This window comes from Asticcacaulis aquihabitans, assembly GCF_032490435.1.
Lineage (GTDB): Bacteria > Pseudomonadota > Alphaproteobacteria > Caulobacterales > Caulobacteraceae > Asticcacaulis.
Window position 1 is genome coordinate 1,219,852 of record NZ_JAVGWM010000001.1, and the last position, 16,952, is coordinate 1,236,803.

The following is a 16,952-nucleotide window of genomic DNA, read 5'->3' on the forward strand; positions in this document are numbered from 1 at the left end:
TAAGCACTTTCCGAAAAGTGTGTCGCACTTTTCGGTTAAAAAGTGCGACACAGAAAAAATCTAAAGCGGCGGTCTGATGACATCAGACTGTTGCTTTAGTCCTCCAGGCAGGCGCGAAGGGCCGGAACGATACGGGACGGCCCGGGGAAATAATCCCATTCAAAGGCATGCGGATAGGGGGTATCCCAACCCCCGACGCGACGCACCGCGCTTTTCAGATGATAGAAGCAGCGTTCCTGCACCAAAGCCGATAACTCGCCGCCGAACCCGGCATATTTCGACGCCTCATGGACGATCAGACACCGCCCCGTCTTTTTGACCGAGGCGACAATGGCGTCGATATCGAGCGGCACAATGGAGCGCAGGTCGATCAGTTCGGCATCGATCCCGGTTTCTTCGATGGCGGACAGGGCGACATGGACCATGGTGCCATAGGCCAGCACGGTGACATCACCGCCTTCGCGCACGGTCGCGGCCTTGCCCAGGGGCACGGTGTAGCGGCCTTCGGGCACTTCGGCCATCGGATGCCCCGCCCAGGTCTTGACCTGCCCGTCGGGGCGGCCTTCGAACGGACCGTTGTACAGGCGCTTGGGCTCCAGAAAGATAACCGGATCGTCGCATTCTATGGCCGCGATCAAAAGCCCCTTGGCGTCATACGGGTTGGAGGGAATGACGGTTTTCAGCCCGGTGATATGGGCGAAGATGGCTTCCGGGCTCTGGCTATGGGTCTGGCCGCCGAATATGCCGCCGCCATAGGGCGAACGCACCGTGATCGGCGCCCAGAACTGGCCGTTAGAACGGTAACGCAGACGCGCCGCTTCGGAAACAAGCTGGTCATAGGCCGGCAGAATATAATCGGCGAACTGAATTTCGACGACGGGACGCAAACCATATGCCCCCATGCCGATGGCGGTGGCGATGATCCCGCCTTCCGAAATCGGCGTATCGAAGCAACGGGTCAGGCCGTATTTTTCCTGTAGCTTGTCGGTGACGCGAAACACGCCACCGAAATAGCCGACATCCTCACCAAAGATCAGCGTGTCGGGATCATGGGCCAGGGTGACATCGAGCGCGCTGTTGAGCGCCTGGATCATGTTCATCGTCCTGACGGAGACGGTATTACCTGTGTCGAGCGCCATGATCAGATCCCCATCTCGTTGCGTTGCTCAATATGACGCCAGTCCGGTTCCTTAAAGATGCCTTCGAACATGTGGCGGACATCGGGCTTGGATTTGCCAAGCGTGCCGACGGCCTCCCCGGCCTTTACGGCCACGCGAATGGTTTCGGTCAGTTCGGCGACAAGGGCGTCGTGCCGCGCCTCATCCCATTCGCCTATGGCGATGAGGTGCTGTTTCAGGCGCGCGATCGGATCGCCGAGCGGCCAGTGGCTGGCCTCGTCGGCGGGACGGTACTTGGTCGGGTCGTCACTGGTCGAATGGCCTTCGGCGCGATAGGTGAACAGCTCGATAACCGTCGTGCCGTGATTGGTCCGCGCCCGATCGGCGGCCCATTGCGTCGCTGCCCACACCGCGAGAAAGTCATTGCCGTCTACGCGCAGGCCCGGCAGGCCGTAGGCGATGGCGCGTGCCGCAAAGGTAGTCGCTTCCGCCCCGGCAAAACCCGAATAGCTGGAAATGGCCCACTGGTTATTGGTGATGCACAGGATGGCGGGGGCGCGGTAGACCGAGGCAAAGGTCATGGCTTCGTGGACGCCGCCTTCGGCCGTGGTGCCGTCGCCGACATAGCCGATGGCGATCTTGTCATCGCCCTTATACGCCGAAGCCATGGCCCAGCCGACGGCATGGCCGAAGCGGCTGCCCAGATTTCCGGAGATGGAATAGAAGCCGTAGTCGCGCGCCGAGGTCAGGATAGGCAACTGCTTGCCGTGCAGCGGATCGTCGGCGTTGGAAAATATCTGGTTGACCATGTCGAGCAGCGGATAGTCGCGCGCCATCAACCAGGCCGACATGCGATAGGTTGGAAAGCTCATGTCGCCGGCGCCGAGCACCAGGGACTGGGCCGCGCCAATGGCTTCTTCGCCGGTCGATTTCATGTAGAAGCTGGTCTTGCCCTGACGATGGGCGCGGAACATGCGATCGTCGAACAGGCGCGTCATCAGCATGGCGCGCAACCCTTTCAGCAGGACGGCGGGGTCCAGCTTCGGGTCCCAGGGGCCGACCGCTCGCCCCGCGTCGTCAAGCACACGGATCAGGGTGTATGGCAGGTCGCGCATGCTGTCTTCGCGCGCGGCGGTATCAGGACGGCGCACCGCGCCCGCGGCGGGAATATCGACATGATCGAAGGAGACCGGATCACCGGGACGCGCCGGCGGTTCCGGCACATGCAGTTGCAGCTTGGGAATATTCAGCATCGTTTCCTACCTGTTTTATATGGCGCGCATTCTGTGACACGTCGCTCAGGCAGTAGTTTCTCATGAAACATGAAAACTGCGAAATGATTTTTGCCTTATCGGCTATAGAAAGCAAAAAATTGAGAGTATGATACAAAAAAAGGGTGCAACCTTACAGTCGCACTCTCATAACCAGCAATATTATGCCCTAAAACCTGTCTTTGCCGCGGCACTACAGCAAGGCCAGCAAATCCTGGTAAAGCGCCTTCGGGATCGTCACCTCGCCGCGTTCCGCCGTGCGCCGCCGCGCCGCATACCGCCGTTGCGACGGCAGGCGCGCGCCCTGCCCCACTATGGCATCGAACAGGGCTTCGGCGCGGGCCTGATGGTGCGCCACATTGCCGCCCATGAAGATGTTCGGGTCGATAGCGATGATCAGCTCACCGTGATAGGGCGTCGATTTGGCACCTGCGTCGAAAGCCATCGATTCGAGGCTGAGCAGGTCGCCGATCAGCGGCCCCGCCATCAGCTCGATCATGGCCGATAGAGCCGAACCCTTGTGCCCGCCAAAGGTCAGCATGGCACCATCCATGGCGCGTTGCGCATCGGTCGTGGACTCGCCGTCCGCATCGACCGCCCAGCCAAGGGGAATAGGCTTTCCGGCCCGGCGATGCAGTTCGATTTCGCCGCGCGCCGCCGCACTGGTGGCAAAGTCGAACACAAACGGGTCCTGGCCCGGCCGCGGCCAGGCGAAGGCCAGCGGATTGGTGCCGAACACCCCCTTGGTGCCACCATAGGGCGCAACCCAGCTGTGGCTCGGTGTCAGGGCCAGGGCCACCAGCCCCTCAGCGACGATGGATTCGAGCTCAGGCCACAGGGCCGAAAAATGGTAGCAGTGATTGATGGCCAGGGCCGCAATGCCTGTCTGGCGCGCCTTTTCGACCAGCAAGGGCCGTCCGGTTTCAAAGGCCAGCAAAGAATAGGCGCCCTGCGCATCGGCCCGGACGAGGCCCGGCGCGGCGTCCACGACCACCGGAGCTGCGTCGCACGACACCTTACCTGCCCGCGCCGTGTGAACGCAGACCAGAAGCCGATACAGGCCGTGCGAATGGCATTCGTCGCGCTGGCCGGCGCAGATGGTGCGCGCGATGGCCGCGGCGTGATCGGCCGAAAAGCCGTTTGCGGTCAGGATGCGGATGCTGAGATCGAACGCGTCGGGCAGGGAAAGCGATTGCGTATCTGCCTGAGTTTCAGCCTGTATATCGGACATGGAAAGCCTACCGTAATATAAAAACAGATGACCGGGGCGACAAACCCTGGCCGGAACATGGACGCATAGAAAGGCCCAGGGGGCTAAAACACCTGACCATATACATCGCCGCGCCGGGTGAATTTCACCTTGTATCCGTTGGTGACGATGGCATTACCCGCGGGCCCACCGATACGTGAGGTAGATTCGCCCGCCATACCGGCATCGCCCCCCTTCCCGCCGGGATTGCCACGTTGTCCGCCCCGTCCTCCGCCCCCCGGCGTACCGGGCGCGCCCGGACTGCCGAAGGCCTTATCATAGGCGACTTCGCCCGTCGCCGCCCCGCCTTGGCCGCGGTCACCATTGGGGAAGCCGCCGCCGCCGCCGCTACCACCGCCCGGAGCACCGGCACCGCCGCCACCGCCTGCCTTTACGGTTGCCCCCGTATCGATGATCAGCGTCAGGGGCGTTTGAATATAGATGGCGTCTCCGCCCTTGCCGCCGTCCGTCGCGCCGGGAACGTCACCGCCCTGACCGCCGTTACCACCGCCGCCATAAACATGGCCCTGTATGGTCAGGGTTATGCTGACGCCGCCCGGCCATTGGCCGGTATCGATCCCGCGACCGCCGCCCGGCTTACCGAGGATGACGGCCTTTCCGGGGACGACGAAATCGTAGGCCGCCGGCGTATGGCCGTCATAGCCGGCCTGCTGGGCCAGTTCGCGCAGATTTGCCGACTTGTCGACCGTCACACGCACGGTTGGCACCGTGGCCGTGTCCGATATATCGGCGGTTTGCACCGTGCAGACGGGCGATGCCGCAAGCCGGGTGTCGGCCGCTTCGACCAGTACCGGCTTCGGATAGAGGGCTTCCCATTCCTGCGCGGCGACGGCGGCGTAGGTCTTGCCATCACTGGAGGCGTCGAAGACCGCCCGCAGGCAACGTGTTTCGACCGTATCGAAGCTGACCGCATTGAACGCTTCGGTCGAGGTGCCGTAGGCCGTGGCGTGGCTGACCGGCACCCATTTGTGCTCATCCCAGTATTCGAGGTGCCACGCCTTCGGCGGCGCGACCCCGACACCGGAGCCAGCGGGTTGATCGTTCCAGAAGCGGATGCGTGAGCCATTTAGCTTGACCGGCGCTTCCCATTGATAAACGACCCACTGCTGCGCCGGATTGTTCGGCGTCCAGGTGCCCCAGGTGTCGGGCGGCAACGGATTGGCGTGCACCTTGCCGTCATTGAGGGCGCGTATCCAGTATTGCACCGGCACGGGTGAATTGGAGGCAACGATCCGTGCCGCCGGCGCGATGTTGCGCTGAGGCACGGGCGCCGGCGCGGGCGACCGGGTCGGCTCGACCTTTTCGATACGCGCCGGTGTGACACTGTCATCCCAGGTCACTTCATCGAGCGAAACACTACGGCGGAAATGGTCCCCGCCCTTGGCGTCGGCAGTGTGGTAGGCAATGTACCACTTGCCCTTGAACTGAACGATACCGCCATGGGACGTGGTCGAGGACACCGGATCAAGCAACACGCCCCGATATGTCCATGGCCCCAACGGCGACGGTGCCGTTCCGTAGGCCTGGCAGGCATAATAGACCGCTTCGGTGCATTCCGAGTCCGGACCGGCCTTATTGCCGGCATACATCATGTAATAGGTGCCGTTCCGTTTGAATAACCACGGGGCCTCGAAGAAGCCGGTCAGGCCCGTCACGTCCACCGGCGTCCCCTTGAAGGTCACCATGTCCTTTTCCAGCTCGACGCCCTTCAAGCGTCCGAACGTGCCCCAGTAGAGGTATATGCGGCCGTCATCATCAACCAGGACCGTCGGGTCGATGTTCTGGATGGTGTTAGCGACCGGATAGGATTGCGACACAACCGGCCCGGAGGGATGCGCGTCGGTCCACGGCCCTTCCGGCCTGTCGGACACCGCGACACCGATGGCGAAGGGGTCCTTGTTCGGGCTGTCCCTTTCGATGATCGGCGCATACATGTAATAGCGCTTATCTGGCCCCTGCACGATCTGGGCGCCATAGGCACGCGCCGGTGTCGCCCATTTAAAGACGTCTTCGGGCCGCATGAAATGCGGATTATGCCGCCATACGCCCGTGGCCGGATCGTCGCTTTCCAGCATCTGCCATTCAGGCATGATGAAATCATTGACACCGACATCGGCGGTGTCGCGGCCGGTCAGGATGTACAGCTTACCATTGGCAACCAGGGGGGCTGGATCAGTTGTGTAGTCCTTCCCGTCCGGCAGAATGGGATTGCCGTTGGCATGAACGGTTTCCCAGGTGCCCGGGGTCTGGGCCACAGTCTGGGCCACGGTCTGGGCCTGGGCGACGGACGCGCCCAGGAACAGCGCCCAACATAGCGTCAGAGCCGAGACAAGCGCGCCAAACGTCCTATGCGTTTTCATCAGGCCCCTCACTTTTGATCGAACTGGGCGTCGGCGGCCGGCGGCGTTTCCCCCAGCAGGTATTGGGTAAAGAAATCCATATGTTTGCGCCAGTAATACGGCCCGACTGTATTGTGCGTACGGTTCGCGAAAATGACCAGCTCATGCGGCTTGTTGGCGGCGACCAGGGCGGCGTCGAGACGCAAGGTGGCGGCGACCGGCACATTGTCGTCAATATCCCCGTGGGTCAGCATCAGGTGCCCCTTGAGGTTGGCAGCAACGGAGGTATTCGAATTGCGCTCCCAAGTGGCATCATCCGCCACGCCCATGGAGACTTCAGGCCACCACGCCTTGTCCAGGCGCTGATCCTGATTGCCGGAATTGGCGACCGCGACCTTGTACACCTCCGGACGGCGAAGAATGAAGCGCGCGGCGTCGTAGCCCCCCGCCGAATGGCCGAAGACGCCGACCCGATCGAGATCGAAATAGCTGTATTTCGCCTTCATCGCCTTCAGAACCCAGATATGGTCGTCCAGCCCAACTTCGCCGAGATTCTGATAGGCCGGCAAGCGGAAGGCCTGGCCGCGCTGAGAGGTGCCGCGCGCATCTATCTCAACGACAATGGCGCCGATCTGAGCCATACCAATCGCCGGATTGCGCAGATTACGACCATAGGATTCGGCGATGACGTGCGTCGTCGGCCCGGTATAGACATATTCGATCACCGGATAGCTTTTCGACGGATCGAAGTTCTTGGGGCGGAAGATCATGCCATACAGCACGGTCTTGCCGTCGTTGGCCAGGGTCTGGAACGGTTCAGCCGGCGTAAAGCCGCTGGCCAGCAAGGCGGACGGATCGGCATGGCCCAGTTCGGCGACAATGCGGCCATCGGCTGCACTGCGCAACAGGGTGCGGGTCGGCGTCGTCGGGCTGGACATGCGATCGATAAAGGTCTTGCCGTCATCGGCGACCGTCACGTCATGATCCAGCGGTTCGGGCGTCAGATTGCGGATCGCCCCGTCCAGGGTGACACTGTACAGGCTGGAGAAATACGGGTTCACGCCTGCTTCGCGCCCAATGCCGGTGATCAGCAAGGTCCGCGCCTTGTCATCGACGCGCAGGATGTCGGTGACTTCCCAATTTCCCTTGGTCACCGCCTTGCCGGGGGTCAGTTCGCCCGGTCGCGTCACCGTACCCTTAGGCACATAATAGAGCTGGGCCCAACCAGTCCGCTCAGAGATGACCAGATCACCGGACAGTTCCGGTGTCGGGCGGATGGACGACGACGTCACCGTGACCAAAGGCTTGATGACTTCGCGAGTGCGCACGCTTGCCACATTGGTCGCCGGGTCGATTTCGTACTGGCTGATCTCGCCATAGCCGCGCCGTGTCCATTGATAAAGGACATGATCCTTGTCCCAGCCCATGTTGGGATCACCCGGCCACAACATCGGGTTGGTCGGCACATTGAGCACCAGAGGCGCAATCTTGCCCGCCAGAGCCGCGGCTGGATCGAGCACGACCGGCACGAATTGCGGCACCTGGGCGGCGCCAGCCGTCGGATACACATAATCGAAGTGGCGCGGGAGCTGGCTGCCCGGCGGGTTGGGTTGCACGCCGTGCCAGATATAGCTGCCGTTACGGTCCAGGCGGTAAGTCAGGATGCGTTTGGAATCCGGCGACCATTGCACGCTCACCGGCATGGGCGGGGTTTCGGTGTTGGCCTCCACCATATCGGCAAACATCGGATAGTTCATGCCGTAGCGCTGGTCATAGCTGCCATCGGCGGTCAGGGGCACGGTCTTGCCGGTAGCGATTTCGACCAGGGCCAGATCGTAGCCCTTATGGATCACCTTATAGAGGCCATCGGGCGAAACCACCCCGGCATCAACAGCCAGCGGCGGTGAAAAAGGCGCTGCGGTGACGGTTGCCGCCGCCACGTCATAGACCAGCTTGCGCCCACCTACCGAAACGGTCAGGCGGCGGGTGTCAGCGTCATAGGCTTCCGGCCACGCGTCGTAAGGCCCCTTATCGCCAAGGATCGGTATCAAAAGCGGCTTCAGTGCGGCCTCTGTCACCAAATCGCTCACCTGGCCAGTGGCCGTGTCGGCCAGCGAAATCGCGCCTTGCCCTTTTGCACCGTGGCGATACAGGACCGCCTTACCGCCATCGACAAAGCGTGCCCGCAGGTCGAGGTCCGTGACCAGGTCGGTGGTCTTGCCCGCCAGATAGGATTGGGCAATGACATACCGGTCGGTGATGGATGGCTGAGCTGCCTGGGCGAAGGCAGCCGGCGACAGGACAAGCAAAGAAACGGTGCCCGTCAGGGCAAGGGGGAAAAGGCGCATGATCAACTCTTGAAAGCGGGGGTCTGTTAATTGGATGCGGCGTCGCGGGCAATCGTCACAGCGATCTCCCCGATATTATCCGCGCAATGTCGTTCGTAATGTCGAAATGCAGCGCTTTGGCACCGTCTGGCACGGCGATATCCATGGCGGCGCCGATCAGGCCCGCGACGTGAATTTGGGATATATTCATCACATCTCACCCCAGCGCTTATTGTCGGACATAACCGACATATTTCGTACGGACTGTCAAATATTTTATACGATATACGGTAGAATTGACACACCACATGCATCGTCATACTCTAAATGATCCTAGGCGTGAGGCGTTATGACAGCTGGCATTATTCGTAACATCGTGATCGTGGGCGGCGGAACCGCCGGATGGATGGCCGCAGCGGCCCTGTCCAAGGTTTTGGGCACGCAAAAATATAGCCTCACCCTGATCGAATCCGACGAAATCGGGACGGTCGGCGTCGGTGAAGCGACGATTCCCACCATTCAGGAATTCAACCGGATGCTGGAAATCGACGAAAACCTGTTCGTCAAAGAAACCAACGCCTCCTTCAAACTGGGCATCCGCTTCCTGAACTGGTCGGCCCCGGGCAGCGATTATTTCCATCCGTTCGGCGTCTTCGGCGTCGATATGAATGTCAATTTCACCCACTACTGGATGCGATATCACCTGGCGGGCGGATCGGCCGATTTCGGTCAGTTTAATCCGCAAACCCTGGCTGCGCGCCTGAATCGTTTCAGCCGCATGCACGAGATCAATCCCAGAGCGCCGGCCGTCAATTACGCCTTTCATTTCGACGCCTCCTTATATGCCAAATTCCTCCGCCGTTACAGCGAAGCGCGCGACGTCATTCGCCGGGAAGGCAAGATCACCCATGTCACTCAAGATCCGAATAGCGGCGACATCACGTCGCTCACCTTGGAAAACGGCCAGACGATCACCGGCGATCTGTTTATCGATTGCTCAGGTTTCCGTGGCCTGCTGATCGAACAGACCCTGAAAAGCGGCTACGAAGACTGGTCGCGCTGGCTGCCCTGTAACCGCGCTGTGGCCGTACCGTGTGACAAGGTCAGCGGCATTACGCCTTTTACCACGTCAACAGCGCGCGAGGCCGGCTGGCAATGGCGTATCCCGCTCCAGCATCGCACGGGCAATGGCTATGTCTTCTGCGACAGCTTTCTGTCGGAAGACACCGCTACCGACCATTTGATGCAACGGCTAGACGGTCAGCCCCAGGCGGATCCGCGCGTTATCCGTTTCGTGACCGGTCATCGCAAGAAGCAGTGGAATCACAATGTGATCGCCATGGGCCTGGCCAGCGGCTTCCTTGAGCCATTGGAATCGACATCGATCCATCTGGTTCAGGAAGCGATCATGAAACTGATCAAATACTTCCCGCGCGACAACATTACGGACAGCCAGCGCGGCAGCTTCAATCGCGATATGCTGTTCGCCTATGATGACGTGAAAGACTTCTTGATCGCGCATTACAAGACGACAACGCGCGAAGACACGCCCTTCTGGGCGCATTGCCGGCATATGGATATTCCTGACAGTCTGCAATTCCGGCTGGAAAGTTTTGCGCAGCATAATCAATCCTTGGTTCAACCGACCGAGTTGTTCAAGGAAGCGAGTTGGTTCGCCGTACTCGCCGGACAGGGGTTGATGCCTAAGTCCTATCACCCTGTCGTCGATCTGATGCCGGAAGACGAATTCCGCTGGCGCATGGATCGCGTCAGAGAGGGCAGCGCCGGTCTCGCCAACGCCATGCCGGACCACGAGGCCTATATCACCCGAACCTGCGCATCGCCGCAGATGGTTCAGGTCCAGTCAGCGTAACCCCAGACAGGATCGACATGTTGCCCCACGTCACACCACGCATTGTTGAAAATATTGATCGCGCCACATTCGATGCCGAGATCAGAACCGCTGGGCAGCCGGTGATTCTTAAAGGGATCGCCGCCAACTGGCCCGCTGTGCAGGCTGCAAGGGAATCGCCGCGAGTACTCGGGGACTATCTAAGGCGTTTTGACACTGGCGTGCAGATCAATGTGTCCGTCTGCCCGAAAGAAGAGCGCGGGCAATTTTTTTATAACGACACCCTGACTGGCCTGAACTACCAAACCCATAAGCGCACCCTGACCTTTGTCGTGGGCTGGTGTCTTGCCATGATGGGACAGACGGAAAGCGAATCCGTCTATCTTCAGGCGCAGCCGGTTGACGACATCGCACCCGCCATGGCGACCGACCTAAACATGCCGTTGCTGGACGCAAAAATCCGCCCTCGGTTATGGATCGGGAATACCCTGCGCACCCAGACCCATTTTGACTATACGGCTAATATCGCGGTCCATATCGCCGGTGAGAAGGTCTTTACCCTATTTGCCCCCCATCACACGGCAAATCTCTATCCGGGGCCGCTCGACCGGACGCCTGCCGGCGTCCCTATCAGCATGGCCTCGCTTGAAAACCCCGATTTTGACCGCTTTCCACGTTTCGCAGAAGCCCTTGCAGATCGGGTTGTTGCTAACTTGTCGCCTGGGGATGGGTTGTTCATTCCCCCGCTTTGGTGGCACCACGTCCAGACGACCGGCCCTCTCAATATGCTGGTCAATTACTGGTGGAACGACGCACGTCCAGATCTTGTCGATCCGATCGCGGCTCTGAACATTGCAGCCTTGGCCTACAAGAACATGCCGGACGCCCAGCGCAAAGCATGGCGGGAAATGATGGAATTCTTCGTTTTCGAGAACGAAGGCCCCCCCATGGCGCACTTGCCCATTGCGGTGCATGGTGCCTTTGAGCAAAATATATCCTCGTATAATCTGGCCCAGCTTAAACGCTTCTTTCTGGGTGGCGGAAACCGCTTCTGACAGTCGGCGTAAATCGTCGCGCCTCACTTTCTGCACAATAAAACAACCCGCTGCATGCACAGCGGGTTGTCATTTTTTGGCGACTGGCTTGGTGCCTATCCGAAAGGTGCATTACACCTTTCGGATACGTCCTTAATAGCGAAACCGCGCGCTCAGCTGGACCGTACGCGCCGCAACGCGAACGCCGGCCGGCAGAAGATTGTTCGCGCCATAGTGGGTATGCGAATTGTCTTCCAAGAGGTTCGTCCCTTCCAGAGATAAGGTCATGAACTTGACCGGTGTATAGTTGATGGCCATGTCGAGACGAGATGTCGGCTCAAAGTAGGTACTGTAGCCAAGCGCCGCATAACCGTCGAGGTTCGCACGCCACGTGTCGCGGTAGTTATACGCCACACGCGCACTGAACTTGGGCGTTTCATAGTAGAGGGTCAGATTGTAAGTGGTCTTGGAGTTGTTGGGCGCATCGAAAATACCAGGAATCGTGTCGATTTGTTCCTGAGTGATCTCTTCACCATTGTAGAAGCGATATATAATCTCCGCCTTGGTATTATAGGTCAGGTTTGCTTGCGCACCCAGATTGTTCCAAGGAGATGGCAGGAAGTCGAAGAAGCCCTGGGCATTCAATTCGAAGCCGCGGAACTCACCGCCAGCCGCATTGACGGGCCGGCTAATACGGTACGTCGTGCCGTTATAATCTTCATTCGTGTAACCGTAGATGATGAACCCATCCGGCTTTTTGACGTAGGTCGCAGCGGACAAGACGCCACCACGGCCGAAATAGTATTCAAGCGACGCATCATAGCTTGTTTCCTTGTTCGGGCGCAGGTTCGGGTTACCGCCCCAACCGCAATTGCAGCCCAGGGTGTCGTAGAAGACAAACGTGCTGGAGTCAGTGAAGTTCGGGCGCTGAATGTTAACGGTATAGGCCAGACGCAACTGCAACTTTGGAGTGAAGTGGACAGTCGCGGTGGCGTTCGGCATGAAATCGGTGCCGTCGCCATTCTGGGTAACAAGGTAGGGCGTTTCTACGTACACACCATTTACGAGTTGGTTCCGACGATTCATCGTCGTGCTGCTGCCCCAGGTTCGAACCGAACGTCCGCCGATGATGCCGTCAACCGGGAACTCCCATGCCTTAAAACCATAGGCGATCTGTGCGTAGAAAGCCGCCGTCTTTTCCTTTGACGAGAAGCTGCCGATCAGTTGTTCCGTATCGACGACCTGCGTGTTCCAGTCCCCGGAACCACCGTGGTAGGAGCGTTGGGTATATAAATACTGGCGGATGGCATCATAATTTTGCAACAGGCTTTCACGTGATATACGATACCAGCTTGGCTGGTCGGAACCGCCCGTGTCGCTTTTCACCAACTCGAAGCCAGTGCCGCCGGGGAAGCTCGCCAGATCAACAGGTGTGTTGAAGCCCGCATAGCGATAGCCGTAAGCGCGGTCCGCATCGCGATCGCTATGACGAACGCCCGCCTGGAAAGTCCGCAGGAACTTATCATCGCTTAAACGATAAGTCAGATCAGCTTGCCAGACGGTTTCCTTGCTGCTTTCAAAAGCCTTGCCGTCTTCAAATTCCTTTACCGTATAATCGTTTATGTTGGCCGGACTTGCGCCGATATATTCAACGAACGGTCCACCGCCGTCGACCTTGTCCGAATTCATATTTATATTGAAACCGGTCAGCCCTTTCAGGCGGAGCGTCTGGGTAATCCACTGGTTGTTGGCGTTATTCTCATCGCGATAGACGCTCGCGTTCACGGTGGCACGATCGTTGTGCCAATGGACCTCAAAGTTCACACGGGTGTTTTCCGCCGTGTTGAAGTCGTCACGCGAAGTGGGACCGACCGGCAGAATGTCACGATCGTTTGGATTCGGATCCGTTTCGGTAAGTGAATAGACGGTCTTGCCGTCCGGGCCGTACACGACATTGGACAGCACGCCCGGACTATCTTTGAGGCGCGTATTCAGAGCGCTGTAGGAGCGGTTTTCCTTGGAACTGAAAGAAGAGGCTTCCAGAACGACGTCGAGTTGTTCGTTGACGCGCCATTGATAGGACGCATTGAACGACGGACGGCGGACCTTGCCGCTTTCAACACCATATTGGGACCGATAGATGCCGTAGGTGTCGTTTTGTCGGCTGGCGGGCAAGCTGGCCTGTTGCGCGCCCCAGAACACTTGAGGCGTTTCGCTCTGGACATACTGCTCGTTATAATTGTTTTCCTGATAGGACATATTCAACAGGAAACCCATTTCGCCGATCGGCGTATCGAAACGCTTGGCAATGAGCGCGCTGGCATATGGGCTTTCGGTGTCTCCTATGCTGCCATAAACATTGCGAACGCTTCCCGCCAGGGTCCATCCCTTCTTCAGATCTAGCGGGCGACGCAAATCGACGTTGACCGTACCGGCAATGCCGCCCTCAACTTGATCGGCGGTGCGGGTCTTGTAAACCTGAACGGATTTCAGCAGTTCGGCGGGAATATCGTTGAGCGAAGCCGCGCGACCAACCCCTGCGTTGTTTGGGCTACCATTAAGTGTCGTTTGAACATCGGCCTGACCGCGGATCATCAGGCTTTCACCTTCGCCACGCGCTCGGGTGATTTGAACACCCGTCACGTGCGCCAAAGCCTCGACGACGTTATTGTCCGGCAGCTTGCCGGCGTCTTCGGCATCGATCGAATCGACGATCTGCTTGGAATTGCGCTTGCGGTCGACCGCCGACTTCAAGCTCTTGCGCAGCCCTTTGACGATGACGACAGCCTCGACGTCGCTGTCTGGCGTTGCCTTGGTCGTGGTTGTGACTGGTGTGGTTTCCTGAGCCAACGCAGGCGCGCACATCATGGCGACAACCAAGCCGGTCGCGGCGTAAAGCGAGGTTTTACTCTTCGTAGACTTAACCATTTTTAGTCCCTGGGTTCCATAAATCGATGAGCCAACAGCGCATGAATTCGCAAAATCGTCAAAATATTTTATACGATATACGGCCATCTACCGGCATTCGCAATAACATGACAATTAAGTGTTGCCATTCCGCAACAGATTTGCAGGCGCTAGATAGGCGCATTTGTGCGATGGAACGGGCACGCCCCTCTACAAATTCACAATAATAACAATAGCTTAAAAATTAATAGGTTTCGAGACAAGCGCTGTACTTATTTTTTCGTAGGTGTTTTGGCGATCAAATAAGGCAATGCACCCATGAAATGGCGGCATAAATCCCGACGGACTTTAGGATTCTCCGACTTATAGCTTGCCAGTTTTATGTATATTGTATACCAAATTGTCTGACAACATGGAGCCCCTTATGTCCTTGTCCGCGCATACCCGCCGCCAGTTTCTGTACGCCAGCGCCGCCTTCACTGGCCTTAGCGCGGTATCGGCCTCGGCCGCTTTCAGCCAGAAACCTGCGGCTTCGGTGAGCGCCTTGCCGCTTAGCGACGTCCGCCTCCTGCCCTCACCGTTCAAGACGGCGCTGGATGTCAATGAGACCTATCTGCTTACGCTCGATCCCGACCGGTTCCTGCACAATTTCCGCAAGGGCGCCGGCCTTAAGCCCAAGGCCGAGGCCTATGGCGGCTGGGAACAGGATACCATCGCCGGCCACAGCCTGGGGCACTACCTGTCGGCGATCTCGCTGATGTATGCACAAACCGGCAATCCGGTACTGAAGCAACGCGCCGGTTACGTCATCGATGAACTGGCCCTGATTCAGGGCGCCCAGGGCGACGGCTATGTCGCCGGCTTCCTGCGCAAACGCAAGGACGGCACGGTCGTCGACGGCAAGGAAATCTTCCCGGAGATAATGGCGGGCGATATTCGGTCCGCCGGCTTCGATCTCAATGGCTGCTGGGTGCCCTTCTACAACTGGCACAAGCTATATAGCGGCCTGTTCGATGCCCAGTCCCTGTGCGGCTATGACAAGGCCATTCCCGTGGCCGTCGGGCTTAGCATCTATATTGACAAGGTCTTTGCGGCGCTCAACGACCAACAGGTCCAGACCGTGCTCGATTGCGAACACGGCGGCATTAATGACAGCTTTGCAGAGCTGTACCAACGCACCCAGGACCCGCGCTGGCTGAAGCTGTCGCAGCGCCTGTACCACCACCGTGTCATGGACCCGATGGTGGCACGCGAAGACAAGCTGGCCAATATCCATTCCAACACCAATATCCCTAAGGTGTTGGGTGTCGCCCGGCTTTATGACATTACGGGCGAGGCGGATTATCGCACCGCTGCCGACTTCTTCTGGGAGCGTGTCACCGGACACCATAGCTATGTCATCGGCGGCAATGGCGACCGGGAATACTTCTTCGCGGCCGACACCATATCGAAGCACATCACCGAAGCGACGTGCGAACATTGCGCTACCTATAACATGATGAAGTTGACGCGCGATCTGTATCGTTGGTCGCCCGACGCGCGCTATTTCGACTATTTCGAACGCGCCCATTTCAATCATATCCTGGCCCAGCAAAACCCGAAGACCGGCATGTTCAGCTATATGACGCCGCTGTTCACGGGCGCGGCACGCGGCTTCTCCGATCCGGTCGATAATTGGACCTGCTGCCACGGCTCGGGCATGGAAAGCCACGCCAAGCACGCCGAGTCGATCTACTGGCAAAAGGCCGATACCCTGCTCGTCAATCTGTACATTCCCTCGACCGCCAAATGGGCGGCCAAGGGCGCCGCCGTGCGTCTCGATACCGGCTACCCCTTCGACGGCGAAGCGCGATTGAGCCTGACCAGCCTGCGCCGCCCTTCCCGCTTCAAGGTGGCGCTACGCGTCCCCGGTTGGGCAAAGACGGCGACCTTGACGCTGAACGGCAAGCGCATAGACGCCACGCGCGACGGAGGCTATCTCGTCATCGACCGTGTATGGCAAGCCGGCGATCGTATCGCCCTGTCGCTGCCGCTCGATCTGCGTGTCGAACCGACCGGCGACAATCCGGGCGTGGTCGCCATATTGCGCGGCCCACTGGTTCTCGCGGCTGACCTCGGCTCGGTCGAAGACGATTACAAGGCGACCGACCCGGCCCTTGTCGGCAATGACCTGCTGGCCGGCTTCACGCCTGTCGCTGCGGAAAAGGCTCATTACAAGACGGTCGGCATCGGCAGGCCCAGCCAATTGCAGTTCGTGCCCTTCTATAGCCAGTGGGAACGCCGCAGCGCCGTATATTTCAAGGCCTTCAACGAGGCCGACTGGAAGATCGAGGAAACCGCCTTCCTGGCTGAGCAGGAACGCCAGCGCGATCTGGCCGCCCGCTCGGTCGATGTCATGCACCTGGGCGAAATGCAGGCCGAACGCGATCACAACCTGGAATCTGAGATATCTTGGCCCGGCACCTATCGTGGCCGCAACGGCCGCGACGCGCGATCCGGCGGTTTCATGTCCTTCACCATGAAGGTCAAGCCCGGCCCGTTGGTCATGCAGGCCAGCTATTGGGGTGACGACAAATGCGATTTCGACATCCTGATCGACGGCCAGACGCTGACGACTGTCTCGCACAAGTCGCCCAAGCCCGGCGAATTCTTCGATGAGCAGTACCCGGTGCCGGAGGCGCTGACCCAAGGCAAAACGTCGGTCACCGTCAAGCTGGTGCCGCACGAAGGTCGCTCCACCGCCATGGTGTTCGGCGTTCTGCTGTTCACCGCCGCGCCCGCTGGAACGCCCGCCTGACGGCGCATCGACCATAAACAAAAACTCTCCCGGAGGA

The 16,952-nt window shown here is 59.2% G+C and carries 10 protein-coding genes; 3 read left to right on the forward strand and 7 right to left on the reverse strand.

Annotated features, from left to right (window positions below; translation table 11 throughout):
- Nucleotides 1-95: 95 nt before the first annotated feature.
- The 6 genes from RCJ00_RS05770 to RCJ00_RS05795 form a co-directional block, all read right to left on the reverse strand.
- Entirely contained in the window at nt 96-1,139 is a 1,044-nt protein-coding gene (locus RCJ00_RS05770) for an alpha-ketoacid dehydrogenase subunit beta (protein ID WP_316220811.1), read from the reverse strand.
- Between the two features lie 2 nt (nt 1,140-1,141).
- Complete coding sequence (locus RCJ00_RS05775) at nt 1,142-2,371, reverse strand: 3-methyl-2-oxobutanoate dehydrogenase (2-methylpropanoyl-transferring) subunit alpha (RefSeq protein ID WP_316220813.1); 1,230 nt, start codon at nt 2,369-2,371, stop codon at nt 1,142-1,144.
- A gap of 211 nt (nt 2,372-2,582) precedes the next feature.
- Nucleotides 2,583-3,620: an Ldh family oxidoreductase gene (locus RCJ00_RS05780; protein ID WP_316220814.1), complete on the reverse strand. Its 1,038-nt coding sequence runs from the start codon at nt 3,618-3,620 to the stop codon at nt 2,583-2,585.
- Nucleotides 3,621-3,703: 83 nt separating this feature from the next.
- Nucleotides 3,704-6,019, reverse strand: a complete 2,316-nt coding sequence (locus RCJ00_RS05785) for a family 43 glycosylhydrolase (protein ID WP_316220815.1) — start codon at nt 6,017-6,019, stop codon at nt 3,704-3,706.
- A gap of 8 nt (nt 6,020-6,027) precedes the next feature.
- Nucleotides 6,028-8,346: a S9 family peptidase gene (locus RCJ00_RS05790; RefSeq protein ID WP_316220816.1), complete on the reverse strand. Its 2,319-nt coding sequence runs from the start codon at nt 8,344-8,346 to the stop codon at nt 6,028-6,030.
- A gap of 55 nt (nt 8,347-8,401) precedes the next feature.
- Nucleotides 8,402-8,536 (reverse strand): hypothetical protein, encoded by a 135-nt coding sequence (locus RCJ00_RS05795; RefSeq protein WP_316220817.1) that lies wholly within the window; start codon nt 8,534-8,536, stop codon nt 8,402-8,404.
- A 138-nt stretch (nt 8,537-8,674) separates the two neighbouring features.
- Between RCJ00_RS05795 and RCJ00_RS05800 the strand changes: the two genes are divergently transcribed.
- The gene (locus tag RCJ00_RS05800) at nt 8,675-10,198 is read left to right on the forward strand and encodes a tryptophan halogenase family protein (RefSeq protein ID WP_316220818.1); all 1,524 of its coding nucleotides are present in this window, start codon (nt 8,675-8,677) and stop codon (nt 10,196-10,198) included.
- A 17-nt stretch (nt 10,199-10,215) separates the two neighbouring features.
- Nucleotides 10,216-11,232, forward strand: a complete 1,017-nt coding sequence (locus RCJ00_RS05805) for a cupin-like domain-containing protein (RefSeq protein WP_316220819.1) — start codon at nt 10,216-10,218, stop codon at nt 11,230-11,232.
- 132 nt (nt 11,233-11,364) lie between these two features.
- Here RCJ00_RS05805 and RCJ00_RS05810 read toward each other — a convergent pair whose 3' ends face one another.
- Entirely contained in the window at nt 11,365-14,139 is a 2,775-nt protein-coding gene (locus RCJ00_RS05810) for a TonB-dependent receptor (RefSeq protein WP_316220820.1), read from the reverse strand.
- 403 nt (nt 14,140-14,542) lie between these two features.
- On the opposite strand from RCJ00_RS05810, the gene RCJ00_RS05815 reads away from it, so the two are divergent.
- Complete coding sequence (locus tag RCJ00_RS05815; protein WP_316220821.1) at nt 14,543-16,915, forward strand: beta-L-arabinofuranosidase domain-containing protein; 2,373 nt, start codon at nt 14,543-14,545, stop codon at nt 16,913-16,915.
- Nucleotides 16,916-16,952 lie beyond the last annotated feature (37 nt).